The sequence below is a fragment of the Pseudomonas sp. 43(2021) genome (assembly GCF_017490805.1).
Taxonomy (GTDB): domain Bacteria; phylum Pseudomonadota; class Gammaproteobacteria; order Pseudomonadales; family Pseudomonadaceae; genus Aquipseudomonas.
The window spans coordinates 62,680-89,155 of record NZ_JAFGYJ010000021.1; the positions used below are offsets into that span (position 1 = coordinate 62,680).

At 63.8% G+C, this 26,476-nt stretch carries 21 protein-coding genes; 6 read left to right on the forward strand and 15 right to left on the reverse strand.

Annotated features, from left to right (window positions below):
• The 3 genes from J5M71_RS18470 to J5M71_RS18480 are packed head-to-tail and all read left to right on the forward strand — an operon-like array spanning position 1 to position 2,719.
• Positions 1–915, forward strand: a complete 915-nt coding sequence (locus J5M71_RS18470) for a glycine betaine ABC transporter substrate-binding protein (RefSeq protein ID WP_144170657.1) — start codon at positions 1–3, stop codon at positions 913–915.
• Positions 912–1,565 (forward strand): ABC transporter permease, encoded by a 654-nt coding sequence (locus J5M71_RS18475; RefSeq protein ID WP_063911331.1) that lies wholly within the window; start codon positions 912–914, stop codon positions 1,563–1,565. Before J5M71_RS18470 ends, J5M71_RS18475 begins: the two co-directional genes overlap by 4 nt.
• Positions 1,562–2,719 (forward strand): ABC transporter ATP-binding protein, encoded by a 1,158-nt coding sequence (locus J5M71_RS18480; RefSeq protein ID WP_144170656.1) that lies wholly within the window; start codon positions 1,562–1,564, stop codon positions 2,717–2,719. Before J5M71_RS18475 ends, J5M71_RS18480 begins: the two co-directional genes overlap by 4 nt.
• Positions 2,720–2,825: 106 nt before the next feature.
• Here J5M71_RS18480 and J5M71_RS18485 read toward each other — a convergent pair whose 3' ends face one another.
• The 3 genes from J5M71_RS18485 to J5M71_RS18495 all read right to left on the reverse strand — a co-directional run bounded on the left by J5M71_RS18485 (position 2,826) and on the right by J5M71_RS18495 (position 6,844).
• A complete protein-coding gene (locus J5M71_RS18485) occupies positions 2,826–5,255 on the reverse strand; it encodes a TonB-dependent siderophore receptor (protein ID WP_144170655.1) in 2,430 nt (809 codons plus the stop codon).
• 108 nt (positions 5,256–5,363) lie between these two features.
• Positions 5,364–6,326 carry a FecR family protein gene (locus tag J5M71_RS18490; RefSeq protein WP_144170654.1) on the reverse strand — a complete coding sequence of 321 codons (963 nt, stop codon included), beginning with the start codon at positions 6,324–6,326 and terminating at the stop codon, positions 5,364–5,366.
• A 20-nt stretch (positions 6,327–6,346) separates the two neighbouring features.
• On the reverse strand, positions 6,347–6,844 hold the full coding sequence (locus J5M71_RS18495; protein ID WP_144170653.1) for a sigma-70 family RNA polymerase sigma factor: 498 nt from the start codon (positions 6,842–6,844) through the stop codon (positions 6,347–6,349).
• Between the two features lie 494 nt (positions 6,845–7,338).
• Between J5M71_RS18495 and J5M71_RS18500 the strand changes: the two genes are divergently transcribed.
• A complete protein-coding gene (locus J5M71_RS18500) occupies positions 7,339–8,502 on the forward strand; it encodes a type III PLP-dependent enzyme (RefSeq protein WP_054901082.1) in 1,164 nt (387 codons plus the stop codon).
• Between the two features lie 155 nt (positions 8,503–8,657).
• Here the strand turns inward: J5M71_RS18500 and J5M71_RS18505 are convergent, their stop codons facing one another.
• Both J5M71_RS18505 and J5M71_RS18510 read right to left on the reverse strand, forming a co-directional pair.
• On the reverse strand, positions 8,658–9,407 hold the full coding sequence (locus tag J5M71_RS18505) for a tetratricopeptide repeat protein (RefSeq protein ID WP_207834756.1): 750 nt from the start codon (positions 9,405–9,407) through the stop codon (positions 8,658–8,660).
• A 3-nt stretch (positions 9,408–9,410) separates the two neighbouring features.
• Positions 9,411–10,091: a Fe2+-dependent dioxygenase gene (locus J5M71_RS18510; protein ID WP_063911325.1), complete on the reverse strand. Its 681-nt coding sequence runs from the start codon at positions 10,089–10,091 to the stop codon at positions 9,411–9,413.
• Between the two features lie 222 nt (positions 10,092–10,313).
• Here J5M71_RS18510 and J5M71_RS18515 point away from each other — a divergent pair, with 222 nt between their 5' ends.
• Positions 10,314–12,596 (forward strand): TonB-dependent siderophore receptor, encoded by a 2,283-nt coding sequence (locus J5M71_RS18515; protein ID WP_207834758.1) that lies wholly within the window; start codon positions 10,314–10,316, stop codon positions 12,594–12,596.
• Positions 12,597–12,850: 254 nt separating this feature from the next.
• On the forward strand, positions 12,851–15,406 hold the full coding sequence (locus J5M71_RS18520; protein WP_207834760.1) for a sulfite reductase flavoprotein subunit alpha: 2,556 nt from the start codon (positions 12,851–12,853) through the stop codon (positions 15,404–15,406).
• Between the two features lie 129 nt (positions 15,407–15,535).
• On the opposite strand, the gene J5M71_RS18525 is transcribed toward J5M71_RS18520, so the two are convergent.
• The 10 genes from J5M71_RS18525 to rlmN form a co-directional block, all read right to left on the reverse strand.
• Positions 15,536–16,327, reverse strand: a complete 792-nt coding sequence (locus J5M71_RS18525; RefSeq protein WP_207834762.1) for an amidohydrolase — start codon at positions 16,325–16,327, stop codon at positions 15,536–15,538.
• Positions 16,315–17,463, reverse strand: a complete 1,149-nt coding sequence (locus J5M71_RS18530) for a pyridoxal phosphate-dependent aminotransferase (protein ID WP_207834764.1) — start codon at positions 17,461–17,463, stop codon at positions 16,315–16,317. The genes J5M71_RS18525 and J5M71_RS18530 overlap by 13 nt, the downstream gene beginning before the upstream one ends.
• 212 nt (positions 17,464–17,675) lie before the next feature.
• Positions 17,676–19,139 (reverse strand): ribosome biogenesis GTPase Der, encoded by a 1,464-nt coding sequence (der, locus tag J5M71_RS18535; protein WP_013971029.1) that lies wholly within the window; start codon positions 19,137–19,139, stop codon positions 17,676–17,678.
• Positions 19,140–19,256: 117 nt separating this feature from the next.
• Complete coding sequence (bamB, locus tag J5M71_RS18540) at positions 19,257–20,399, reverse strand: outer membrane protein assembly factor BamB (RefSeq protein WP_063911321.1); 1,143 nt, start codon at positions 20,397–20,399, stop codon at positions 19,257–19,259.
• Entirely contained in the window at positions 20,400–21,038 is a 639-nt protein-coding gene (locus tag J5M71_RS18545) for a tetratricopeptide repeat protein (protein WP_207834772.1), read from the reverse strand. It lies immediately after the preceding gene.
• Between the two features lie 39 nt (positions 21,039–21,077).
• A complete protein-coding gene (hisS, locus tag J5M71_RS18550) occupies positions 21,078–22,367 on the reverse strand; it encodes a histidine--tRNA ligase (RefSeq protein WP_207834780.1) in 1,290 nt (429 codons plus the stop codon).
• 25 nt (positions 22,368–22,392) lie between these two features.
• The gene (gene ispG / locus J5M71_RS18555; protein WP_003257869.1) at positions 22,393–23,502 is read right to left on the reverse strand and encodes a flavodoxin-dependent (E)-4-hydroxy-3-methylbut-2-enyl-diphosphate synthase; all 1,110 of its coding nucleotides are present in this window, start codon (positions 23,500–23,502) and stop codon (positions 22,393–22,395) included.
• A 3-nt stretch (positions 23,503–23,505) separates the two neighbouring features.
• Positions 23,506–24,555 carry a RodZ family helix-turn-helix domain-containing protein gene (locus tag J5M71_RS18560; RefSeq protein WP_207834787.1) on the reverse strand — a complete coding sequence of 350 codons (1,050 nt, stop codon included), beginning with the start codon at positions 24,553–24,555 and terminating at the stop codon, positions 23,506–23,508.
• Entirely contained in the window at positions 24,552–25,313 is a 762-nt protein-coding gene (gene pilW / locus J5M71_RS18565; RefSeq protein WP_207834797.1) for a type IV pilus biogenesis/stability protein PilW, read from the reverse strand. Before pilW ends, J5M71_RS18560 begins: the two co-directional genes overlap by 4 nt.
• Positions 25,314–25,327: 14 nt before the next feature.
• Positions 25,328–26,473 carry a 23S rRNA (adenine(2503)-C(2))-methyltransferase RlmN gene (gene rlmN, locus J5M71_RS18570; protein WP_046615810.1) on the reverse strand — a complete coding sequence of 382 codons (1,146 nt, stop codon included), beginning with the start codon at positions 26,471–26,473 and terminating at the stop codon, positions 25,328–25,330.
• Between the last annotated feature and the right edge of the window lie 3 nt (positions 26,474–26,476).

Consider the following 26,476-nt stretch of genomic DNA (forward strand, 5'->3'; position numbering starts at 1 on the left):
ATGAACAAGAAAATCGCCTTGCTGCTGGGCGCGGCCCTGCTGTTCGCAGGATTTGCCCAGGCAGCGGAAAAACCGCTGATCCGCATCGGCGCGCGGGTGTTCACCGAACAGACCGTGCTCGCCGAAATCACCGCGCAATACCTGCGCGCCAACGGTTTTGACGTGCGCGTCACCAGCGGCCTTGGCAGCAGCATCGCGCGCCAGGCCCAGGAAACCGGCCAGCTCGACCTGATGTGGGAATACACCGGCGTGTCACTGGTGTCGTACAACCATATCGATGAGCGCATGCCCAGTGCCGAGGCCACCTACGCCAAGGTCAAGGCACTGGACGCGAAGAAAGGCTTGATCTGGCTGACCCCGTCGAAGTTCAGCAACACCTACGCGCTGGGCCTGCCCAAGCAGGTCGCCGAGGCTTATCCACAGATCAACTCGATCAGCGACCTCAACCAGGTGCTGCGTGACGAAAGCCGACGCAACCACCTGGTGGCGCTGGACACCGAGTTCGCCAACCGTCCGGACGGCCTGGTCGGCCTGAAGGCGATGTACGACTTGCAAGTGGGCCGCGCCAACATCCGCCAGATGGATGCCGGCCTGGTCTACACCGCCATGCACAACAACCAGGTGTTCGCCGGCCTGGTGTACACCACCGATGGCCGCCTGAACGCGTTCAACCTCAAGCTGCTGGAAGACGACAAGCACTACTTCCCCGACTACACCGCCGCGCCGGTGGTGCGAAAAGCCGTGCTCGACGCCAACCCGCAGCTGGCCGGCCTGCTCAAGCCACTGGCCGAGCAACTGGATGACGCAACCATGCGCCAGCTCAACGCCAAGGTCGATGTCGAGCACCAGAACCCGACCGCCGTGGCTGCCGCTTTCCTGCGTGAGCATCCACTGAACAGCGAGGGCCAGCCATGAACCTGATCGATACCTTCAACCATCTGGACTGGGCCCAGGTGCTGCATCTGACCTGGCAACACATCATGCTGGTCGGCGTCGCCGTGGGCCTGGCGATCATCGTCGGCGTACCGCTGGGCATCCTGATGACCCGCTTCCCGGCCGTCGCCGGCCCATTGCAGGCCAGTGCCACGGTGCTGCTGACCATCCCGTCCATCGCCCTGTTCGGCCTGCTGCTGCCGTTCTACTCCAGGTTCGGCCAGGGCCTCGGGCCGCTGCCGGCGATCACTGCGGTGTTCCTCTATTCACTGCTGCCGATCCTGCGCAACACCTACCTGGCCCTGACCAACGTCGAGCCCGGCATCCGTGAAGCCGCGCGCGGCATCGGCATGACCTTCGGCCAGCGCCTGCGCATGGTCGAACTGCCCATCGCCGTGCCGGTGATTCTCGCCGGCGTGCGCACCGCCGTGGTGATGAACATCGGCGTCATGACCATCGCCGCCACCATCGGCGCCGGCGGCCTCGGCGTACTCATCCTTACCTCCATCAGCCGCAGCGACATGTCGATGCTGCTGGTCGGCGCCGTGCTGGTCAGCCTGCTGGCGATCATCGCCGACCTGCTGCTGCAAACCCTGCAACGTGCCCTGACTCCAGAAGGACTGCGCTCATGATCGAACTGAAGAACCTCAGCAAAACCTTCAACGTCAACGGCAAGGACGTCAAAGCCGTCGACGCGGTAAGCCTCACCGTCAACGAAGGGGAAATCTGCGTGTTCCTCGGCCCCTCGGGCTGCGGCAAGAGCACTACCCTGAAAATGATCAACCGCCTGATCACCCCCACTTCCGGCCAGGTGTTCATCAATGGCGAAGACACCACCGGGCTGGACGAAGTCACCCTGCGCCGGCACATCGGCTACGTGATCCAGCAGATCGGCCTGTTCCCCAACATGACCATCGAGGAGAACATCACCGTGGTGCCGCGCCTGCTCGGCTGGGACAAACAGAAGTGCCATGAACGCGCCCGCGAGCTGATGCACATGATAAAGCTGGAGCCCAAGCAGTACCTGCAACGCTACCCGCGCGAGCTGTCCGGTGGCCAGCAGCAGCGTATCGGCGTGATCCGCGCCTTGGCGGCGGAAGCGCCGGTGCTGCTGATGGACGAGCCGTTCGGCGCGGTCGACCCGATCAACCGCGAGATGATCCAGAACGAGTTCTTCGAGATGCAGCGGGCGCTGAACAAGACGGTGATCATGGTCAGCCACGACATCGACGAAGCGATCAAGCTGGGCGACAAGATCGCCATTTTCCGTGCCGGCAAGCTGTTGCAGCTGGACCACCCGGACACCCTGCTGGCGCATCCGGCGGATGAGTTCGTCAGCAACTTCGTCGGCCAGGACAGCACCCTCAAGCGCCTGCTGCTGGTGCGTGCCGAGGATGCGGCAGACAACGCGCCATCGGTGAGCCCGCAGACGCCGGTGAGCGATGCGCTGGAGCTGCTGGACGAGCACGACCGCCGTTACGTGGTGGTGACCGATGCGCAGAACAAGGCACTGGGCTACGTGCGCCGGCGTGATATGCATCGCCAGCAAGGGACCTGTGGCGACTTCCTGCGGCCGTTCAATGCAACCGCGGCGCATGATGAGCATTTGCGCATCCTGTTGTCGCGGATGTACGAATTCAACCGGGCGTGGCTGCCGGTGCTGGATGCCGAGCAGGTGTTCCTGGGTGAAGTGACCCAGGAGTCGATTGCGGCTTACCTGAGTTCGGGGCGTTCGCGGGGGGCCAAGACCAGCATCGTTTCGCCGGCCGAGGCGGTGATTTCCTGAATCGGCCTCTTCGCGGGTAAACCCGCTCCCACAGGGTCGGCGCAAGGCTAAAGACCTGCGCGATACCTGTGGGAGCGGGTTCACCCGTGAAGCAGGCGACGCGGTGTCAGAACCCTACACTGGCCTGCACATAGAAGGTCCGTGGCTCACCCACATAGATGCCGGCATTGTTGTCGCTGGAGCGGGTGAAGTACTGCTTGTCGAACAGGTTCTTCACCCCCGCCGCCAACTTCAGGTTGGACATTTCCGGTCCGAACTCATAGCCGCCACGCGCATGCCAGGTCACGTAACCCGGAATGTCGCCGAACTGCCCGTCCGCACTCGGCTCGGTGATGTAGTCGCCGTTGAAGCTGCCATCGGCATTGATCCCCGTACCCGGTGCACGCTGTTTGGATTGGGCGTAGGCATCCAGGTTCCAGGTCCAGTGGTTGACCGCGTAGCGCACCCCGGCAGTGGCCACCTGGCGTGAATAGAACGGCAGGTCACGGCCCTTGAAGCCAGGAATGTCCCCTTCATAAGTAGCGCGGGTATAGGTGTAGCCACCGCTCACCGACAGCCCTTCCAGGCGCGGGTCAAGCCCCGCCAGGTCATAGCGCACCGAAGCCTCGATACCCTGGTGCTTGGTCGCGCCGAGGTTGGTCCAACCCACGTCGTTGCTGATGTACTGCAGTTCGTCGTCGAAGTCGATGTAGAACGCCGTCAGCTCACCGGCAAAGGCGCCATTGTCATAGCGGGTACCGATTTCGTAGGTCTTGGCCTTTTCCGGTTCCAGGCCATTGGCCGTGCTGTTGCCAGTACCGCCCTGGCCCAGCTGGAAGTACTGCAGGCTGCCAAACGAGGTCTCGTAGTTGGCGAACAACTTCCACGCATCGGAGAGGTGGTACATCACGCTCAGCGCCGGCAGCGGCTCGTTGCTGGTGATGCTGCGTTTCTTCTCTGGCACCGGCTGGCCGTTGGCACCGAGCACCGGGCGGTCGCGCCAGTCGGTGTTGATGTGCTCGAAGCGGATGCCCGGGGTGATGGTCCAGTTACCCACGTCGATCTTGTCGTCGATGTAGTAGGCGCTGGCCTCGGTACCGCCACTGCGGTCCTGGAACACATGGCCGTCGGAGGTCGGGGTTGGCGTCGGCACATTGTCGATCAGCGCCAGGCGGGTCGACTGCTCACGCATCGCTTCCTTCAGGTAGCGGTAACCCACGCTGACTTCCTGGGTGGTCGGGCCGGCGAAGAAGATCCGCGACAGCCGTGGTTCGATGGCGAAGGTGTGGTAGTTGCGCGGGTACGACGACAGGGTCTTCATGTCGCGCGAGGCAATGGCGCTGCCGCGGAAGCTGTCGGTGTAGTAGGTCAGCACTTCGAACTGGGTGGCGTCGTCGAGCTGCCGCTGCCACTTGAACGACACATCCTTGCGCCGGCCGGCGAAGTAGTCGTAGTCGCGCAGCGACTGGTACGGGTTGCTGTCGTACTGGGCCTGGGTCAGGCCGCCGGGCATGTCGGCACGGCCATCGTAATAGTGGAAGTTGAGCCAGAACTCGTCGACGTCAGTCGGCGCCCAGTGGGTCTTGAGGATGACGTCATCGATATCGTTGCCGTTGTTGCTTTCACGGTAGCCGTTGCCATTCACCCCGGTGTACAGCAGCGCCACACCCATGCCGTTGTCCGCCGTGCCGCCGACGAAGGCCGATTCGGTATGCTTCCAGCCACCATGCCGGGAGGTTTCCAGGGTGGTGGACAGCTCCGCCGATGCCTTCTCCGGGATCGCCCGGGTAACGAAGTTGATCACCCCGCCGACGTTCTGCGGGCCATAACGCACGGAACCGGCGCCACGTACCACGTCGATGCTGTCGAGGTTGCCCGAGGAAATCGGCGCCATCGACAACTGCGGCTGCCCATAGGGCGCGAAAGCGGCCGGGATACCGTCGATCAGTACCGTGGAGCGTGGCGACAGGCGTGAAGTCAGGCCGCGAACGCCCACGTTCAGCGACAGGTCGCTGCCGCCAGTGCCGTTGGAGTCCTGCACCTGCACGCCCGGGATGCCGCGCAGCACATCGCGCACGTTCATTGCGCCCTTCTCCACCATCGCCTCGCGGCGCACCACCGTGCGCGCGCCGGGGTGGTTCTGCACCACGCTCTGCTGGGCATCGCCCAGCCAGTCACCCACCACCTTGATGTCGGTGGGCGCCAGTTCCAGGCTGCCAGTGGTGAGGGTGCCATCGGCCTGCGCCGGCTTGACCACCACGGTGCCCTGGGACATCTCGTAGGTCAGGCCGCTGCCTTGCAGCAGCTGCTGCAGCGCCTGCTCGGGCGCCAGCTGACCGGACACCGCCGGGGCTTGCTTGCCGGCCACCAGTTCGGGGCTGAAGAACAGCTGCAGGTTGGTCTGCTGGCCCAGCTGGTTCAGCGCCGAAGCCAGGGGTTGGGCCTGGATCTGGATGGTGCTGCCGGCCTCTGCGGCCTGGCCGTTGACGGCCACGGCACTGACCGCCAGGGCCAGCGCCAGAGCGCGGAAGCGTGGAAAGGGCTTGTTGTTGTTCACGTCGTCGAAACTTCCTGGAATACGGAATAAACGCCAACCGCATGCAAATGGAAATGCTTGGCAGTTGCAGCTGGCGGGGAAGACGAACGAGCGGAAAAAAACCTGAATCTATTTCGCGATTATTTCGCGCGAGCCATCTTCATGGGCCTTGATGGCCACCGGCAGGATGCTCGGCAAGGCGCGCAGCAGCGCGTCGGTGTCGTCGGTGCTGAAGGTGCTGGACAGCCGCAGTTGGGCGACTTTGCCGGGGGCGACCCGCAGCGGCTGGCTGCGGTAACGCGAAGCTTCTGCCACCACCTCGGCCAGGGTGGCGTTGTCGAACACCAGCCGGCCTTGGCGCCAGGCCGTCAGGGCATCGGTATTCACCGCATAGGGTGCGGCCACCTGGCCTTGTGCATCGATATGCGAGCCCTGGCCAGCCGTGAGCTGCGCCAGCGAGGCGCCCTTGCCTTGCACACGCACCGAGCCCTGCTCCACCGCCACGCGCGTGCTGGCCGGGTCCAGCCGGACATCGAAACGGGTACCGGTGACAGTCACGCTCCCCTGGGCGGTGTCGACCACGAACGGCCTGCCACTGTCATGGGCGACAGTGAACATCACTTCACCCGCCATCAGCCGGACATGCCGCTGGCCGGCGCTGAAGGCGACCTGCACTTGCGTACTGCCGTTGAGTTCAAGGTGCGAACCATCCGGCAGGTCAACCTGGCGGCGTTCGTTGAAGGCTGTCTGCAAACTGCCCTGGTGATTCAGTTGCTGGTAGTGCCAGCCACCCCAGCCCAGCCCCAACGCCAGTGCGGCCACACTGGCGGCCAAGGCCTGGCGCACAAAGCGTCGACGTGGCAACTGACGTACCGGGGCTGGCTGGCACAGCGCTTCCAGGCGCTGGCGGGGGATGAAGTCGGCGGCCTGCCACAGGCGGGCGAGCTGCTGGTACTCTTCACGGTGCCGTGCATCGCCTTCCAGCCAGGCGTGCAGTTGCGCCTGCAGCACGGCATCGCGAGGCGCATCCTGCACGCGGGCAAACCATGCGGCCGCCTGCTCGCGGACGGTACCGGTACCGTGCTGTTTCATCGAAAAGGTCTCCTGACTCATCATGCCGACACATCCAGGTGCTCACGCAGATGCCGGAGCGTGCGGATCATATACTTTTCGACCATGTTCTTGCTCAACCCCATGCGCTCGGCGATCTCGGCCTGGGTCAGGCCTTCGAGCTTCTGCCAGATGAACACCTGCCGGCAATTGAGCGGCAGTTCGGCCAGCGCCCGCTCGACCCTGTCGGCCAGCTCCAGCGCATGCACGTAGGCCTCGGGGTCGCCATTACCGGCCACGCCTTCATCGAAGGCTTCCAGCTCCAGGGCCTGGCGGCGGTCCTCGCGACGGAAACCGTCCACGGCAATGTTGCGCGCGGTCTGGTGCAGGTAGGCGCGAGGCTGCTCAACCTGCTCGCGCGGGTTTTCCAGTACCCGGACAAAGGCATCGTGGGTGAGGTCCTCGGCCTGCGGTCGACTGCGCAACTTGCGCGTCCAGGTGCCGATCAGCTCGTGGTAGTGGTCGAGGAAGCCTTTGGGTCCGGACACGGTCGGGGTCATCAGGGAGGCGGACAAGGGTGCGAATAGTAATGTTTCTCATCAAAACCGGCAATTCCGCCAGTCGGTAACAAAAAATTTATTGTCTTTTTCATGGACGGCAGTGCCAGGGAAATGTGGCCATAAATATGAACACCTGAGGCCCCTTCGCGGGCACGCCCGCTCCCACAGGAGTGGCGAGATGCCTGTGGGAGCGGGCGTGCCCGCGAAGGGGCCAACGCGGTCCATTCCACTATTTTTTACGCTTGAAACACGCTGGGGAACATCAACCGGTCACAGGAGTCGGTTATTCAAATGGCTGGTCGTCGATCCACGTCGATCACGCCCGGATTGCCTGTTGATTCTGCATTCTTCACGCCCTAAAGTGCGCGCCGAACGTCCATGCTGGAAACGATCCATCCGGCTCAAGTACTGAGTAGGCGAACCAAAGTGGGGATACGGAGGACGTTCAGTTTGCAGCCACTTAATCTTTCAGTTTGCCCATGGAGTCCCTGAGCATGTCGATCCAGGTCGAAGACTATTTCGCGCGTGACACCTTCCAGAAAATGAAGGCGTTCGCCGACAAGCAGGAAACCCCGTTCGTACTCATCGATACCCAGATGATCAGCCAGGCCTATGACGACCTGCGTGCTGGTTTCGAATTCGCCAAGGTGTACTACGCGGTCAAGGCCAACCCGGCCGTCGAGATCATCGACCTGCTCAAGGAAAAAGGTTCGAGCTTCGACATCGCCTCGATCTACGAGCTGGACAAGGTGCTGGGCCGCGGTGTAACCGCCGACCGCATCAGCTACGGCAACACCATCAAGAAGTCCAAGGACATCCGCTACTTCTACGAGAAGGGCGTGCGCCTGTATGCCACCGACTCGGAAGCCGACCTGCGCAACATCGCCAAGGCCGCGCCGGGCTCGAAAGTGTACGTGCGTATCCTCACCGAAGGCTCGACCACTGCCGACTGGCCGCTGTCGCGCAAATTCGGCTGCCAGACCGACATGGCCATGGACCTGCTGATCCTCGCCCGCGACCTGGGCCTGGTGCCTTACGGCATTTCCTTCCATGTTGGCTCGCAGCAGCGCGACATCAGCGTATGGGACGCCGCCATCGCCAAGGTCAAGGTGATCTTCGAGCGCCTGAAGGAAGAAGACGGCATCGAGCTGAAGCTGATCAACATGGGTGGCGGCTTCCCGGCCAACTACATCACCCGGACCAACAGCCTGGAAACCTACGCCGAAGAGATCATCCGCTTCCTGAAGGAAGACTTCGGTGACGACCTGCCGGAAATCATCCTCGAGCCGGGCCGTTCGCTGATTGCCAACGCCGGTATCCTGGTCAGCGAAGTGGTACTGGTTGCACGCAAGTCGCGCACCGCTGTCGAGCGCTGGATCTACACCGACGTGGGCAAGTTCTCCGGCCTGATCGAAACCATGGACGAAGCCATCAAGTTCCCGATCTGGACCGAGAAGAAAGGCGAGGCCGAAGAAGTGGTCATCGCCGGCCCGACCTGCGACAGCGCCGACATCATGTACGAAAACTACAAGTACGGCCTGCCGCTGAACCTGGCCATCGGCGACCGCCTGTACTGGCTGTCGACCGGTGCCTACACCACCAGCTACAGCGCAGTGGAATTCAACGGCTTCCCGCCGCTGAAGGCTTACTACCTGTAATGCACAACGGGGCCGCAAGGCCCCGTTTTCATTTGTGCTTTGCTGTACCGGCCTCTTCGCGGGCACGCCCGCTCCCACAGGTACAGCGCAGCCTCAAGCCTTGTCCAGACCCTGTGGGAGCTGGCTTGCCGGCGATAGGGCCAGCACAGGCGACATCAGGCTTCGCGCCGCTCGATCTCCTCGGCATACCGCGCCGCAAAGGCCATCAATACCGGCCCCGCCCCCTGCAAGCTCACCAGCGCACTGCGCAGGAAATTCATGTTCCCCTCGACCCGCGCCCGCTCCAGCCAAGGCCCGGCTTCCGCCACCTGCCCACGCTCGACCAGCACCAGCCCCAGGCTGAACATGCCGCGAAAGTCCCCCGCCTCGGCCGAACGCCGATACCAGCGCACCGCCCGTGTCGGGTTGGGCGCCGTGGCGATGCCTTGCTCCAGGTAACGCCCGTACAGGTTCATCGACTTGGCATGCCCCATGTGCGCCGCTTTCTCGTAGCACATCAGCGCCTGCGCCTGGTTGGCCGGTACGCCGCGCCCGGTGGCCAGCAGGTTGCCCAGGTTGTACAGCCCCCAGTCCAGCCCGGCATCGGCCGCACGCGCATAGTGAACGGCCGCCTGCGCCGGGCTTGGCTCACCGCCCCAGCCATGCTCCAGGCAACGCCCCAGCATGTTGTGCGCCATGGCACTGCCGCCCTGTGCGGCAATGCCGAACCAGCGCCTGGCCACGGCGGCATCCGCCTGAATGCCGCGCCCGTCGAGCAGGATCTGCCCCAGCAGCAACTGTGCCTCGACCGCACCCTGCCCGGCCGCCGCCAGAATCGCCTGGGCAGCCTTGCCGGGGCTTTCTTCCAGCATGGCCTGCAAACGGGCCACATCCATCACTTCCTCACGCCGCAACTGATAGGACACGGTTCAGACCTCGGCCCAGCGGCGCAGCAGGTTGTGGTAGGTGCCGGTCAGCTGTAGCAGTGATGGATGGTCCGGCACATCGGCAGTCAGTTGCTGGATGGCATTGTCCATCTCGAACAGCAACGCCCGCTGGCTGTCCTCGCGCACCAGGCTCTGGGTCCAGAAGAACGCGGCGTAACGCTGGCCACGGGTCACCGGGTTGACCTTGTGCAGGCTGGTGCCGGGGTACAGCACCAGGTCACCGGCGGCCAGTTTGACCTGCTGCACGCCATAGGTGTCCTGGATCACCAGCTCGCCGCCGTCGTAGCTGTCCGGATCGCTGAGGAACAGCGTGGAGGACAGGTCGGTACGCACCCGCTCCGGGCTGCCCTTGGGCTGGCGCAGGGCGTTGTCGATGTGGAAGCCGAAATTGCCACCTTCGCGGTAGCAGTTGATCAACGGCGGGAACACCTTGTGCGGCAAGGCTGCGGACATGAAGCGCGGGTTCTGCCACAAGCGGTCGATCAGCGCACTGCCGATCTCCTTGGCCAGCGGGTGTCCTTCCGGCAGCTGCAGGTTGTGCTTGGCCTTGGCCGACTGGTAGCCGGCCGTGATCTTGCCGTCGGCCCAGTCGGCCTGCTCCAGCGCCTCGCGGATACGGGCCAGCTCATCGGTATCGAACAGGCCGGGGATGTGAAGCAGCATGGCGGCAGCACCGTTGGAAAATTTAAAGGCGCCAATGATATTGATTCCCTTTTGCGCTTCACAACCCCCATTCGCCGCTTAAGACGTTTCAGCTTGATGAAACCGTAAAGGGAAATTGTAAAGATTGTAAATTCTTCACGAATGGTAACGACTCTCAATTGTGAGTCACAATCGCTTACATTAAGATCCGCGGCCTTAACACCTTGGGGAAGGTCCTAAGCAATGCGCCAGTACGTACCATCTGCAGTGAGTTCACCACGCCTGATCGTGTCCGCCATCGGCGTCGCCCTCAGCGCCTCGTCGGCCTACGCCGCCGACCCGGCCGCCAGCAGCGCGATCACCCTCGACGCCACCAGCGTCAACGGCAAGGCTGAACAAGCCAGCACCGATTACAAGGTCGACAAGGCCTCCTCGCAGAAGTACACCGCGCCGCTGGTAGACACCCCACGCTCGATCACCGTGATCCCGCAGCAAGTGATCAAGGACACCAGCGCCCTGACCCTGCAGGACGCCCTGCGCACCGTGCCAGGGATCACCTTTGGTGCCGGCGAAGGCGGCAACCCGCAAGGCGACCGCCCGTTCATCCGCGGCTTCGACGCCCAGGGCGACACCTACCTGGACGGCGTACGCGACACTGGTGCACAAACCCGCGAAATCTTCGCCATCGAATCGGTAGAAGTAGCCAAGGGCCCGAACTCGGCCATCGGTGGCCGTGGTGCCGCCGGCGGCACCATCAACCTGGTGAGCAAACGTGCACACCTGGGCAACTCGCTCGATGGCGCCTGGACTTGGGGCAGCGACCAGACCCAGCGCTACACCTTCGATGGTAACTACCAGTTCAGCGATACCGTTGCCGGCCGCCTGAACCTGATGACCCACGAAAGCAACGTCGCCGGCCGCGACAAGGTCAACTACGACCGTTGGGGTATCGCCCCATCGCTGGCCTTCGGCCTGGGTACCCCGACCCGCGTGAACCTCGACTACTACCATCTGGAAAGCGACGACCTTCCGGATTCTGGCATCCCGTACACCATCCCGACCGGTGGCAACACTGCACGCACTTCGGCGCACCCGAGCAAGCCGACTGACGGCGGCGACAGCGACAACTTCTATGGCCTGACCGGTCGCGATTTCCGCAAGACCCGCGTTGACATCGCAACCATTGGCATCGAGCACGACCTGACGGACTCGCTGACCATCAAAAACACCCTGCGTCACGGCAACAGCATGCAGGACTACATCCTGACCCAGCCTGACGACAGTGTTGGCAACGTCAACAACAATGGGGTCTGGCGTCGCGCCAACACCCGTGTTGGCAACACCGCCACCACAACCAACCAGACCGACCTGTTCGGCGAGTTCTTCGTCGGCGGCTTCAAGAACAATTTCTCCACCGGTATCGAGTTCACCAAGGAAGAGTCCGACCGCCAGAGTTACACCGTCACGCCAAACAGCAAACTCAGCTGCACTGGGCCTGGCAACGGCGGTAGCTGCACCTCGCTGAGCGACCCGAACCCGGATGACGCTTGGGACGGCACGGTCTCGCGCAACTACGCCGGTACCAAAACCAGCGGCAAGACACGTGCGATCTATGCTTTCGATACACTGGAGCTCACGCCCCAGTGGCTGCTGAACATGGGCCTGCGTTACGACCATTTCGATACCAAGTTCCGTACCTACGACGCCAGCGGCGCAACCGTCGTGAACAAGAACGGCGTACCTACCAAAGGTCGCGACAAGAGTGAATTCTTCACAGGCCAGCTGGGTCTGGTCTGGAAGCCTGCCGAAAACGGCAGCATCTATGTTTCCTACGCCACGTCCGCGACCCCGCCAGGCGCCATGCTCGGTGAGGGTACCGAAACCAACACTCTGCCAGGCACCACTGACCGCAGCGGCAATATCTTGGGCAGCGACCTGGAGCCGGAAGAGACCACCAACTACGAAGTAGGTACCAAGTGGGACTTGCTGGACGAACGCCTGTCACTGGCAGCAGCGATCTTCCGCACAGAGAAGGAAAATGCCCGCGTTCAGGTGGACACCACCACCTACGAGAACGTCGGCGAAACTCGTGTACAGGGCATCGAGCTGTCGGCCAGCGGCAAGCTCACCGACAAGTGGCAGGTATTCGCCGGCTATACCTACCTTCAGGCACGTCAGATCGACGGCGGCCCGCTGAACAAGGCTAACGACGGCAATCAGCTGCCAAACACGCCGAACAACAGCGCCAGCCTGTGGACCACGTACTCCGTTACGCCGAAGCTGACCATCGGTGGCGGTGCGTTCTACGTCGATGACGTGTATGGCAACGTAGCCAATACCACAATGGTCGACAGCTACGTGCGCTATGACGCCATGGCTGCCTACAAGCTGACCAAGAACATCGACCTGCAGCTGAACGTGCAGAACCTGACCAACGAGGTGTACTACGACAAGGCCTTCTCCACCCACTTCGCCAACCAGGCAGCCGGGCGGACGGCTCTGTTGACCACCAGCGTCCACTTCTGATGCCAGGATGGGGTTGATCTGTTGAATGGGCTGCGCCTGTGCCGGCCCTTTCGCGGGTGAACCCGCTCCCACAGGTACTCCACTGGCCTCAGATCCAGTGATATCTCTGTGGGAGCGGGTTCACCCGCGAAGAGGCCGGCACAGGTAACAAACAACCCGCTCCCCCCGCCCCGTTCATTCCCGTGAGCGGGGCTTTTGCGTATCAAGGCATAATGCACGCCGCGCAGTGTGCGGCAGAAACACAAGGTGATCATGTGGTGAAGAAGACGCTGTTCCAATTGCACTGGTTCTTTGGCATCACCGCTGGCCTGGTGCTGGCCTTGATGGGTATCACCGGGGCCTTGTACTCGTTTCAGGAAGAACTGCTGCGCGCGCTGAATGCCGATGTCCTGAAGGTCCAGGTGCGCCCGGAGGGCGTGCTGCCCCCGGCCGAACTGGTCCAGCGAGTCGAGGCCCAGCAGCACGACAAGGTGGCGATGCTGTGGGTCGATGTACGCGAAGGCAACGCCGCACGCGTCTCCTTCACCCCGCCACCAGGCGAGCGCCGTGGCCCGCTGCGCTACGCCGACCCGTACACTGGCGAACTCAAGGGAGAAGTGGCCGGGCAAGGCTTCTTCAACCTCATGCTCAACCTGCACCGCTTCCTGGCCATGGGCGACAGCGGCCGGCAGATCACCGGTGCCTGCACCTTGATGCTGGTGTTCTTCTGCCTCTCCGGCCTGTACCTGCGCTGGCCGCGCAAGGCGCTGGACTGGCGCACCTGGCTGACCTTCGACTGGGCCAGGAAAGGCCGCGCCTTCAACTGGAACCTGCACGCGGTGGCCGGCACCTGGTGCCTGCTGTTCTACCTGTTGTTCGCCCTGACCGGGCTGTTCTGGTCCTACGAGTGGTACCGCGAAGGCCTGAACAAGCTGCTGGCCGACGCACCGGCCGCCGGCCAGCAACAAAAGCGCGGCGAAGGCCGTGGCCGCCACGGGCCGCAGAAAATCGACAAGAACGCCCCGCCGCTGGTGGTCGACTACGACGCGATCTGGGCCAACCTCAAGGACGCCGCCGGCCCGGGCCTGGCCATGTACAACCTGCGCCTGCCACCGGTAGGTGGCCAACCGGCCAACCTGTTCTACCTGCTGGACGACGCCGACCACCCGCGTGCCTTCAACACCCTGGTGCTGGACCCGGCCAGCGGTCAGGTGAAAAAACATGACCGCTACACCGACAAATCCTTCAAGGCCCAGCTGCTGCAGAGCGTCTACGCCCTGCACGTGGGCGAATACTTCGGCCTGCCGGGGCGCATCATCGTCACCATCGCCAGCCTGACCATGCCGCTGTTCTTCGTCACCGGCTGGCTGCTGTACCTCGACCGCCGCCGCAAGAAGCGTCAGGTACGCGCCGCCCGTGGCAACGTCACCAGCAACACGGCCAGTGGCGACAGCTGGCTGATCGGCTTTGCCAGCCAGAGTGGCCTTGCCGAACAACTGGCCTGGCAGAGCGCCGGCCAGTTGCAGGCGGCCGGCCTGCCGGTGCAGGTGCGCGCCCTGGCCGAACTGGGTGAAGACGACCTGCGCCAGGCCCGCCGTGCGCTGTTCGTGGTCAGCACCTTCGGCGACGGCGAAGCCCCCGACAGCGCCCGCGCCTTCGAGCGCAAGGTGCTCGGCCAGCCCTGGGCGCTGAACAACCTCAACTATGCCCTGCTCGCCCTCGGTGACCGCCAGTACCCGCACTTCTGCGGCTTCGCCCGCCGCTTGCAGGCATGGCTGGGTGAGCGCGGTGCCAGCAGCGCGTTCAGCCCGGTGGAAGTGGACAACGCCGACCAGGCCGCGCTGCAGCAGTGGCAGCAGGAACTGGCGCAACTGACCGGCGCCCAGCCGGTGGCCGCCTGGCAGCCGCCGAGTTTCGGCAACTGGTCACTGGTGCGCCGTGAACTGCTCAACCCGGGCAGCCAGGGCCAGCCGGTGTACCTGCTCGGCCTGCGACCGCAAGCGCCCGCCAGCTGGGAAGCCGGTGACCTGGTGGAGATCCTGCCGCTCAACGGCCAGCCAAGGATCGAGGCCTTCCTCGATGGCATGGCGCTGGACGCCGGGGCCAAGGTGCAGGTGAATGGCCTGGGCGAAACCCTCGCCCAGGCCCTGGCTGGCCGCCAGTTGCCGACCCGTCGCGATCACCTGATCGGCTTGCAGCCGCAAGCGCTGGTCGATGCATTGGTGCCGATCGGCAGCCGCGAGTACTCGATCGCCTCGATCGCCAGCGATGGCGTACTGGAGCTGATCGTGCGCCAGGAACGCCACGCCGATGGCAACCTGGGCCTGGGTTCCGGCTGGCTGACCGAATACCTGCCGCTGAACGGTACGCTGAGCCTGCGCTTGCGGCGCAACAGCAGCTTCCACCTGCCGGAAACGGCTGCACCACTGGTGTTGATCGGCAACGGCACCGGCCTGGCCGGCCTGCGCAGCCTCCTCCGTGCGCGGGTGAATGCGGGCGAGCAGCGCAACTGGCTGCTGTTCGGCGAGCGTAACCGCGCCCATGACCTGCTGTGTGGCAGCGAGCTGCAAGGCTGGCTGGACAGCGGCGACCTGGCACGTCTGGACCTGGCATTTTCGCGGGACCAGGCGGAGAAGGTGTATGTGCAGGATGTGTTGCTGCAGCAGGCTGAAGAGTTCAAGCGCTGGGTCGCGGATGGCGCCTGTGTGTATGTCTGTGGCAGCCTGCAAGGGATGGCGGCGGGAGTGGATGCGGCGCTCAACGGTATCCTCGGGGAGGCCACTGTGCAGCAGCTTATCGAGGATGGGCGGTATCGGCGGGATGTATACTGATCTTGCATTGATGTAGCCAGTGCTGGCCTCTTCGCGGGCCTGCCCGCTCCCACAGGGTCCTCACAGATTTTGAATACTGTGCGGTACCTGTGGGAGCGGGTTTACCCGCGAAGTGGCCGGTACAGGCTGTCAGTGCAGCTCGAAGGTATCGGCATCCAGGTTGGCCGGGAACTTGGCCCGGTAGGCCGCCAGCTCCGCCGCGCTCAACACCGCGGTAAACACCCCGTCGGCCTCCCCGGCGCTGAGCAGGCTCTCGCCCTGGAAGTCCAGCACCTGGCTGTCGCCGGAATAGGCAAAGCCCTTGCCATCGGTGCCCACCCGGTTCACCGCCGCCACATAGCACAGGTTCTCGATACCCCGCGCCGGCAACAGCCGGTTCCAGTGCTGGCGGCGCGCAGCCGGCCAGTTGGCGGTGTACAGCAACAGGTCGGTGTCCTGGGCATCGCGGCTCCACACCGGGAAGCGCAGGTCGTAGCAGATCAACGGACGAATCCGCCAGCCCTTGAGCTCGAACTGCACCTGGCGCTCGCCCGGTGTGTAATGCTTGTGCTCGCCGGCCATGCGGAACAGGTGGCGCTTGTCGTAGTGCAGGACTTCGCCATCCGGCCGCGCCCACAGCAGGCGGTTGCGGTGGCTGCCATCGGCGGCCTGGATGATCACGCTGCCGGTAATTACCGTGTCGTACTTCTTCGCCTGGGCCTTCAGCCATTTGTAGGTCGGGCCATTCTCCGGCTCGGCCAGGCTCTCGGACTGCATCGAGAAGCCGGTGGTGAACATTTCCGGCAAAATCACCAGGTCCACTTCGCCCACCTGCTCCAGCAGCACTTCGAAGTGCGCATGGTTGGCCTCGCGGTCGTGCCAGGCCAGGGTGGTCTGCACCAGGGCGACTTTCAGGTTCGGCAGTGTGCTCAGATCGCGCATAGTCTTTCCGCTGCCTGACGCAGCGTCTCCTCTCGTTTGGCAAAGCACAGGCGGACCAGGCGTTGCTCGGGGATGGGTTGCTGGTAGAACACCGACACCGGGATGGTCGCCACGCCGTGCTCACGGGTCAGCCACAGCGACATGTCGACATCGTTCAGGTCCGGGCGGATCTGCGAATAGTCCACCAGCTGGAAATAGGTACCCGCCGTGCGGGTGAAACGGAACCGCGAGCTCTCCAGCAAGCCGCAGAACAGGTCACGCTTGGCCTGGTAGAAGGCCGGCAGTTCATCGATATGCTCGGGGTGCTCGGCCATGAAATCGGCCAAGGCGCACTGCAGCGGGGTCACGCCGCAGAAGTTCACGTACTGGTGCACCTTGCGCAGCTCGGCGCTCAGCGCCGGCGGGGCAATCACGTAGCCGGTCTTCCAGCCGGTAACGTGGTAAGTCTTGCCGAACGAGCTGACCACGAAGGCACGCGGGTACAGCTGCTCGTGGGCCAGCACGCTGGCATGGCGCACACCGTCATACACCAGGTGCTCGTAGACCTCGTCGCTGACCAGGTAGATATCGCGATCAGCGATAAACCGGGCCAACTGGTCGAGGTCTTCTCGGGTAATCAGCGCGCCGCTGGGGTTGTGTGGCGAATTGAGGATGACCATGCGCGTACGCGGGCTGAGGGCATCGCTGAACTTCTGCCAGTCGATGCGGAAATCGCCGTCGCTCAGCTGTACATGCACGCAGCGGCCACCGGCCAGTTCCACGGACGGCTCGTAGCTGTCGTAACAAGGGTCGAAGACAATCACTTCATCGCCAGCCTGTACCACTGCCTGAATGGCACAGAAGATCGCCTCGGTGGCGCCTGGTGTAATGGTCACTTCCTGATCGGCATCCACCTGTGCGCCATACAGCCGCGCGACCTTGGCCGCCACCTGCTGGCGCAGGGCCGGCAGGCCGGTCATCGGCGAATACTGGTTATGCCCGGCGGCTACATGCCGGCCGACTGCATCGAGCAGCGCCTGCGGGCCGTTGAAGTCGGGGAAACCTTGCGACAGGTTGAGCGCGCCCGTCTGCACGGCGAGCTGGGACATGGTGGTAAAGATGGTCGTGCCGACATTCGGCAGTTTGCTGCGAATCATGGAGCCCTCTTTCCTGGGGTGTATCCGGCACGGGGTGGAGTCCGAGCATAGCGGATCGAGCGGTCAGGAAAAAGGTTGAAACAATAGGGGGATTTGCGCTGGATCAAAGGGCCTGTTCGCGGGTAAACCCGCTCCCACAGGTACTGCACAGCATTCGAAAACTGTGTGGGACCTGTGGGAGCGGGTTTACCCGCGAAGAAGCTGACGCGGAATCAGCGCTTGTCGCGGCGCTTCTTCTCGGCCTTCTTGTGGTGCGACATCAGGCGGCGCTTCTTGTTGACCTGGCGGTCGGTGAGGGTGTTCTTCTTGCCCTCGTACGGGTTCTCACCGCCCTTGTACTCGATGCGGATCGGCGTACCGACCAGCTTGAGGACGCGGCGGTAGGTGTTCTCCAGGTAACGCGAGTACGACTTCGGAATCTTGTCGGTCTGGTTGCCGTGGATCACGATCAGCGGCGGGTTGGCACCGCCGAGGTGGGCATAGCGCAGCTTGATGCGGCGGCCGTTGACCAGCGGTGGCTGGTGCTCGCTCACGGCATCTTCGAGGATCTGCGTCAGGCGGCTGGTCGGCCAGCGGGTGACCGCCGACTTGAACGCGGCCTGTACCGACTTGTACAGGTGGCCCACGCCGGTGCCGTGCAGGGCGGAGATGAAGTGGATGTCGGCAAAATCGACGAAGAACAACCGGCGCTCCAGCTCGGTCTTCACGTAATCGCGCTCGCCCGGCTCCATGCCGTCCCACTTGTTCAGGGCGATGACGATGGCGCGGCCGGCTTCCAGGGCGAAGCCCAGCAGGTTCAGGTCGTGGTCCACCACACCTTCGCGGGCGTCCATGACGAAGATCACCACGTTGGCGTCCTTGATCGCCTGCAGCGTCTTCACCACCGAGAACTTCTCGACTTCCTCGTGGATCTTGCCGCGCTTGCGCACGCCAGCGGTGTCGATGAAGGTGTACTTCTCGTCATCGCGCTCGAACGGGATGTAGATACTGTCGCGGGTGGTGCCCGGCTGGTCGTACACCACCACACGCTCTTCGCCGAGCATGCGGTTGACCAGGGTCGACTTGCCGACGTTGGGGCGACCGATGATGGCGATCTTGATGCCATCCTTTTCGCTCGGGCCCGGGATGCGCACCGCTTCTTCGCCTTCGGCGACTTCGGCGTCCAGCGCTTCCTCGACCTGGTCGCGCGGCAGGTGGCCGAGCACGGCCTCCATCAGCGCGTTGATGCCACGGCCCTGGGAGCCGGCCACCGGGATGGCGTTGCCCATGCCCAGCGGCGAGAACTCGGCGCGGGCGACGTCGGCGTCGATGTTGTCGATCTTGTTGGCAACCAGGATCGCTTCCTTGTTCCGCTTGCGCAGGTGCTCGGCGATCATCTGGTCGGCGGCGGTCATGCCGGCGCGGGCATCGACCAGGAACAGTACATAGTCGGCTTCTTCGATGGCCATGAGCGACTGCTCGGCCATTTTCTCGTCCATGCCCACTTCGTCACCGGTGATACCGCCGGTGTCGATCAGGATGAAGGAACGACCCTGCCAGGTGGCATCACCATACTGGCGGTCACGGGTCAGGCCCGACAGGTCACCGACGATGGCATCGCGGGTCTTGGTCAGGCGGTTGAACATGGTGGATTTGCCGACGTTCGGGCGGCCCACCAGGGCGATTACGGGAACCATTCGGCTCTCCACTCTTGAATTCTTGAAAATGCAAAGGCCGCTGCAAGGCAGCGGCCGGAGTTCGGGCGGCGTGTCCTACGCCGCGGCTTGAAGCCCGCCAAGGCTTCAAGCATAGCTTCAGCGGATGGTCAGTGCCTCGAGCTTGCCGCTGTTGCCGAAGACGTAGATGGTGTCGCCGACCACAAGTGGGCGGGCACGCAGGCCATCGCTGTCGATACGTTCACGGCCAACGAAACGGCCATCGACCTGGCTCAGCAGGTGCAGGTAACCCTCGAAGTCACCCACAGCCACGTAGCTGGAGAACACCTCAGGCGCCGTCAGCTGGCGGCGAGCCATGGTGTCGTTGGTCCACAGGGCGCTGGACGAGCGCTCGTCGACGCTTTCGACAGTACCCGAAGCTTCGCTGACGTAGACGTTGCCGAAGCCCTGGGCGACACCCACATAGCTGGAGGCATCGCGCTGCCACAGCACGCGGCCGCTTTCCAGGTCCAGGCCCGCGACGCGGCCCTGGTAGGTGCTGACGTACAGGGTACCACCAGACAGCAGCAGGCCGCCGTCGATATCGACCACACGATCCAGCTCGGAACGGCCCTGCGGAATCGCCACACGGCTTTCCCACACAGGAACACCGTTGTTGATATCCACCGCCACCACCTTGCCGGTGGACAGGCCGGCGACGGCCAGGCGGTTGGTGGCGATCGGTGCGCCGGTACCACGCAGGGTCAGCACGGCCGGGGTGTTTTCATAGATCCAGCGGCGGTCGCCAGTCGTGGCATCCAGGCCGATCAGGCGGTCGTCCTGGGTCTGCACCACCACCACGTCACCGTTGTTGGCAGGCGGGGCCAGCACTTCGCTGGTCACGCGGGAGCGCCAGCGCTCCTCGCCGGTGCTGGAATCCAGGGCGATGACTTCACCCTTGAGGGTGCCGATCATGACCAGGCCGTAGCCTACGCCGACAGCGCCGGATACCGGCAGCTCGAGGTCCTTCTTCCACACCACGTCGCCGGTGATGCGGTCGAGGGCGAAGACTTCGCCGTTGACGTCGGAAGCGTAGATACGGTCGTTCTCGATGGCGGGTACCAGGGTGTTGTAGGTTTCGCCCTGGCCGTCACCGATCGAACGGCTCCACTGCTTCTTCAGCACCACTTCCTCGGTGAACTTGGTCAGCTCGGCCGGGGGCAGTTCCTTCTTGCTGTTGCTGCTGCAACCTGCGGCCAGTACGGCCAGGGTCAGCACTGCTGCATGTTTCCAACCGATCACTTACGCGTCCCCTTTGGCCAAGTCATCCAGCTTCAATTGCAGGCCACCGACCGCCGCCTCATCGGACAGCGCAGCCTTGGCTTTCTCGTAAGCGCTGTGCGCGTCGTCGGCGCGCCCCAGTTGCACCAGCAGGTCACCTTTCAACTCTTCACGGCTGGCCAGGAAGGCTTTGTCAGCGTCGCCGTCGAGCAGCTTGAGGGCTTCCTCGGCCTTGTTCTGGGCGGCCAGAACACGTGCCAGGCGCTGACGCGAAATTTCGCCCAGGGTGGCATCGGCCGGTTTGTCCAGCACGCCCTTCAGCTCGGCAGCAGCGTCGTCGAGCTTGCCGCTCTCGACCGCAACCTTGGCCACGAACAGGCTGCCGTACTGGGCGTAGGCGGTACCGCCGAACTCGCTCTTGAGCTTGCCGGCCAGTTCCGCGACCTTGGTCGCGTCAGGCTGGCCAGTCGGCGTCAGGCTGGTCTCCAGCAAGGCCTGGTACAGCTGCGAGGCACCTTGCGACTGATTGTTCTGGTACTTGTGCCAGGTATTCCAGCCCAACACCACCACGCCAGCCAGCAGGGCACCGGTCAGCAGCGGCTTGCCGTTGCGGTTCCACCAGTCCTTGACCCCTGCCAGTTCATCATCGGTACTCGACACCCCAATACTCCTTTTCGCCTATTCGCTTGTTGAACCGCGTTACGCCTGCGCGATCGCGGTTTCCAGGTGCTCAGCCAGAGCATCCCAGGCAATGTTCTGTTGTTCGCCCTGACCACGCAGGGGCTTGAAGCCGATCTCTTGCTTGGCCAGCTCGTCGTCGCCGAGGATCAGGGCGAACAGCGCGCCGCTCTTGTCGGCTTTCTTGAACTGGCTCTTGAAGCTGCCACCGCCGGCGTTGACCGCCAGGCGCAGGCCCGGCAGGCGGTCGCGCAGGCCTTCGGAAAGGCGCAGGCCGGCCAGCTCCGCCTGTTCGCCAAAGGCGCACAGGTAAATGTCGATCTGGCGGCTGATGGACTCGGGCACCTTGCCCAGGGTTTCCAGCAGCAGGATCAGGCGCTCGATGCCCATGGCGAAACCGACGCCCGGGGTCGGCTTGCCGCCCATCTGCTCGACCAGGCCGTCGTAGCGGCCACCGGCGCAGACAGTGCCCTGGGCGCCGAGCTTGTCGGTAACCCACTCGAACACGGTCTTGCTGTAGTAGTCCAGGCCACGCACCAGCTTGGTGTTGATCACGAACGGGATGCCGGCAGCGTCCAGGCGGGCCTTGAGGCCCTCGAAGTGCACGCGCGACTCTTCGTCCAGGTAGTCTTCCAGCTTCGGCGCGCCGACCAGCACCGCCTGGGTGTTCTGGTCCTTGCTGTCGAGGATGCGCAGCGGGTTGCTCTTCAGGCGGCGCTGGCTGTCTTCGTCCAGTTGCTCCAGGCGCGCCGAGAGGAACTCGACCAGCGCGTCACGGTAGCGTGCACGGGCTTCGCTGGTGCCCAGGCTGTTGAGTTCCAGCTTGACTGCGTCCCGGATGCCCAGCTGGCCCCACAGGCGCCAGGTCAGCATGATCAGCTCGGCGTCGATGTCCGGACCGTCCAGGTTGAATACTTCCACGCCAATCTGGTGGAACTGGCGGTAGCGACCCTTTTGCGGGCGCTCGTGGCGGAACATCTGGCCGATGTACCACAGTTTCTGCACCTGGCCGTTGCCGGTGATGCCATGCTCGAGCACGGCACGCACGCACGCAGCGGTGCCTTCGGGGCGCAGGGTCAGCGAATCGCCGTTGCGGTCCTCGAAGGTGTACATCTCTTTTTCGACGATGTCGGTCACTTCACCGATGGAGCGCTTGAACAGCTCGGTGAACTCGACGATCGGCGTGCGGATCTGGCTGTACCCGTAGGTGTCCAGCAGGCCGGCCACGGTGCCTTCGAAGTAGCGCCACAGCGGCGACTGTTCTGGCAGGATGTCGTTCATGCCACGGATGGCTTGCAGCGATTTGCTCACGAAAAGTCCTTACGAATTCTGTGTGTCAGCCACGGACGATCAGCGCCGCGTCGGCCTCGGCCTTTTCGGCCGCTTTCTGGCGGATGAGTTTTTCCAGCTCATCGACCAGGTTGTCGTTGGTCAGTTTCTGCGCCGGCTTGCCGTCGATGTAGATCAGGTTCGGCGTGCCGCCGGTCAGCCCCACATGGGCCTCCTTGGCTTCACCCGGGCCGTTGACCACGCAACCGATCACCGCCACGTCCAGCGGCACCAGCAGGTCTTCCAGGCGCCCTTCCAGCTCGTTCATGGTCTTGACCACATCGAAGTTCTGCCGCGAGCAGCTCGGGCAGGCGATGAAGTTGATGCCGCGCGAGCGCAGGTGCAGCGACTTGAGGATGTCGTAGCCGACTTTCACTTCTTCGACCGGGTCGGCCGCCAGCGAGATACGGATGGTATCGCCAATGCCTTCGGCCAGCAGCATACCGAGGCCGACAGCGGATTTCACCGTCCCCGAACGCAGGCCACCGGCTTCGGTGATGCCCAGGTGCAGCGGCTGTACGATCTGCTTGGCCAGCAGGCGGTAGGCTTCGACGGCCATGAACACATCGGAGGCCTTGACGCTGACCTTGAAGTCCTGGAAGTCCAGGCGGTCGAGGTGCTCGACGTGGCGCAGGGCCGACTCGACCAGCGCCGCCGGGGTCGGCTCGCCGTACTTCTTCTGCAGGTCCTTTTCCAGGGAACCGGCGTTGACGCCGATACGGATCGGGATACCCCGGTCGCGGGCGGCATCTACAACCGCGCGCACACGGTCTTCACGGCCGATGTTGCCCGGGTTGATACGCAGGCAGTCGACGCCCAGTTCGGCCACGCGCAAGGCGATCTTGTAGTCGAAGTGGATGTCGGCCACCAGCGGCACGCTGACCTGCTGCTTGATGCGGCCGAACGCCTCGGCGGCGTCCATGTCCGGCACCGAGACACGCACGATGTCCACGCCGGCATCGACCAGGCGCTGGATTTGCGCCACGGTGGCGGCCACATCGTTGGTGTCGGTGTTGGTCATGCTCTGCACCGCGATGGGGGCATCACCACCCACCGGCACATTGCCGACCCAGATTTTGCGGGATTCGCGACGTTTGATCGGAGATTCGCCGTGCATGACTTACTGTCCCAACTTCAGGCGAGCGGTCTCGCCACTGGTGAACGGGGCAACATCGACGGCCTGGCCGTTGTAGCTGACCTGGGCGCCACGGGCAAAGCCCAGGCGTACCGAGAACGGCGGCTTGCCGGTCAGCTCGAGGTTGTCCCCCTTGCGCTTGATGGCGCTGAACAGCACCTTGCCGTTGCCGTCGGTGACCTGGGTCCAGCAATCGGCGACGAACTGGATGGCGACCTTGGCGCTGCCAGCCGGCACTGCGGCTGGCACGACAGGCTCGGCGGCGGCCACTGTCGCTACAGGCGTGGCAGGTACAACGGCCGCCGGGGCCGGGGCAACCGGGGCAACCGGCGCTGGCGCGACAGCAGGGGCGCTGGCAGCGGGTGCCACAGGCGCCTGCTGGGCCGGTGCTGGCACTGCGTTAGTGGTAGCGGCAGGTGCCGGGCTTGCCGGTGCCTGTTCGGCGGCGGCAGGCTGCTCGGCAGCGCCCTGCTCCAGCGGCAGCGGCGCGCTCTCGGGCTGCTGGCCAGCGGAAACGGCCTGGTCTTCAGGCTCATCGAGCGGGTGAATCTGGGTGGTACCGTCGGCGCTTTCGACTTCGACGTGCTCCAGGGCAATCTTGGCCAGGTCCTTGCCACGCAGGCTGCCCTGGTCCTGCCACCAGACAAAGCCGCCGCCGATCACCGCCACCAGCAGCAGCAGGCTGACGCCGCGCAGGATATTGTGCGACAGGCGCACCGGCTCTTCGATACGGCCCAGCGAGTGCACGTCGCTGCCTTTGGCGTGGGTGCCGGTGTAACGGTCGAAGGCGTCCACCAGGGCAGCCTGGTCCAGGTCCATCAGCTTGGCATAGGCGCGGATATAACCACGGGCGAAGGTATGCCCCGGCAGCTTGTCGAAGGCGCCGGTTTCCACGTGGTTCAACGAACTGACAGTGAGGTTGAGCTTGCGGGCCACCTCGGCTTGTGACCAGTCCCGGTTCTCACGGGCCTGACGCAAAAGCTCACCGGGGTTCTGGCCAGGCGCTACTGCTACTTCGGGATGCGCGGCTTTCATCGTTGCTCCGACAGGTATTGCTGATATTCCGGCGTACCGGGATAAAGTCGTTGTAATTGCTGGCCCAGCTCGGCCAGGGTGCCCTGCTCGTCGAATACCCGGGCAAGGCGGCTGCCCAGCAGCAGGCTACGGGCATCATGGTCGCTCAACTGGCTGAAACGATCGTAGTAGTCCCGGGCCGGCACATAATGCCTGTTTTCGTAGGACAACTCAGCCATTTCCAGCAACGCTTTCGGTTGCCGCTGGTTGAGTTGCAAAGCTTTCAGCAGATACGCCTGCGCCTGGTCGCGGCGCTCGAGCTTCAGGGCGGTCAGGCCCAGGTTCTCGTACACGCGTGAGCGTTCAGGATACAGGGTATCGGCGCTGGCCAGGCGAAACATCTGCTCGGCCTCGGCAAATCGCCCCTGAGCATAAAGGAAACTGCCGTAATTGTTGCGAATTCGCGTGTCGCCCGGGCGTGCCTGCAGTGCCTTGCGAAAGTGCGCTTCGGCCAGCGCCGGCTCGCCTTCGGCCTGGAACACCAGCGCCAGGGCGGCGTGCGCGTCGGCATCACCGCCATTCAGGGCCAGGGCCTTGCCCAGCGGCGCCTTGGCCTGCTCGGTCAAACCCTGTTGCAAATAACCCAGCCCAAGCTGCACATAGGCCCGCCCCGCCTCTGCCCTGCCCTGGCGGCTGGCCAGGGGGTCGCCCGCGCCGCCCGACACGCAGCCGGCCAGCAGCAAAAGCGCAAGGATCGACAGCGCGGCGCGCAGGCTCATGGGCAAGGTCCCGGTCAGTGGCTGGCGGGGCTGTCTTGCAGCTCGGCGTCCGCCGACAGCTGGCGCACGGCGATGTAGCGCTCGCTGCGGCGGGTGCGGTCGTTGACCTGGCCAACCAGCTGGCCACAGGCGGCGTCGATGTCATCACCACGGGTGGTGCGGGTGGTGACGTTGAAGCCACCGTGGTGCAACAGGTCCTGGAAGCGGCGAATGGCGTTGTTGCTCGGCCGCTCGTAGCCCGAGTGCGGGAACGGGTTGAACGGGATCAGGTTGATCTTGCACGGCACGTCGCGCAGCAGCTCGATCATTTGCGCAGCATGCTCAGGCTGGTCGTTGACGTCCTTGAGCAGGGTGTACTCGATGGTCAGCACGCGCTTGCCACCCAGGGTGGACATGTAGCCCATGCACGATTCCAGCAGCATCTTCAGCGGGTACTTCTTGTTGATCGGTACCAGCTTGTTGCGCAGTTCGTCGTTCGGTGCGTGCAGCGACAGGGCCAGCGACACGTCGATGTGCTTGGCCAGCTCGTCGATCATCGGCACCACGCCCGAGGTGGACAGGGTGACGCGACGCTTGGAAATGCCATAGCCCAGATCTTCCATCATGATCTTCATGGCGGCGATGACATTGTCGAAATTCAGCAGGGGTTCGCCCATGCCCATCATGACCACGTTGGTAATGGCGCGGTCGATCTTGGCCGGAACGGTCCCGAAGGATTTGTTGGCAAGCCACACCTGGCCGATCACTTCGGCGGCGGTGAGGTTGCTGTTGAAGCCTTGCTTGCCGGTGGAGCAGAAGCTGCAGTCCAGGGCACAGCCGGCTTGCGACGACACGCACAGGGTGCCGCGATCGTCGGTGGGGATGTAGACGGTTTCGACGCAGCTGCCGGAGGCAACGCGGACCACCCACTTGCGGGTACCGTCGGCGGAAATGTCTTCACTGACCACTTCCGGGCCCCGAATCTCGGCAACGGCCTCGAGCTTTTCGCGCAAGGCCTTGCCGACATTGGTCATGGCGGCGAAATCGTCGACGCCAAAGTGGTGAATCCATTTCATGACCTGACCGGCACGAAAACGCTTCTCTCCGATCGACTCGAAGAATTTTTCCATTTCCTGCAGGGTCAGGCCCAACAGGTTGATCTTGCCAGTCATGTCACTCATGGA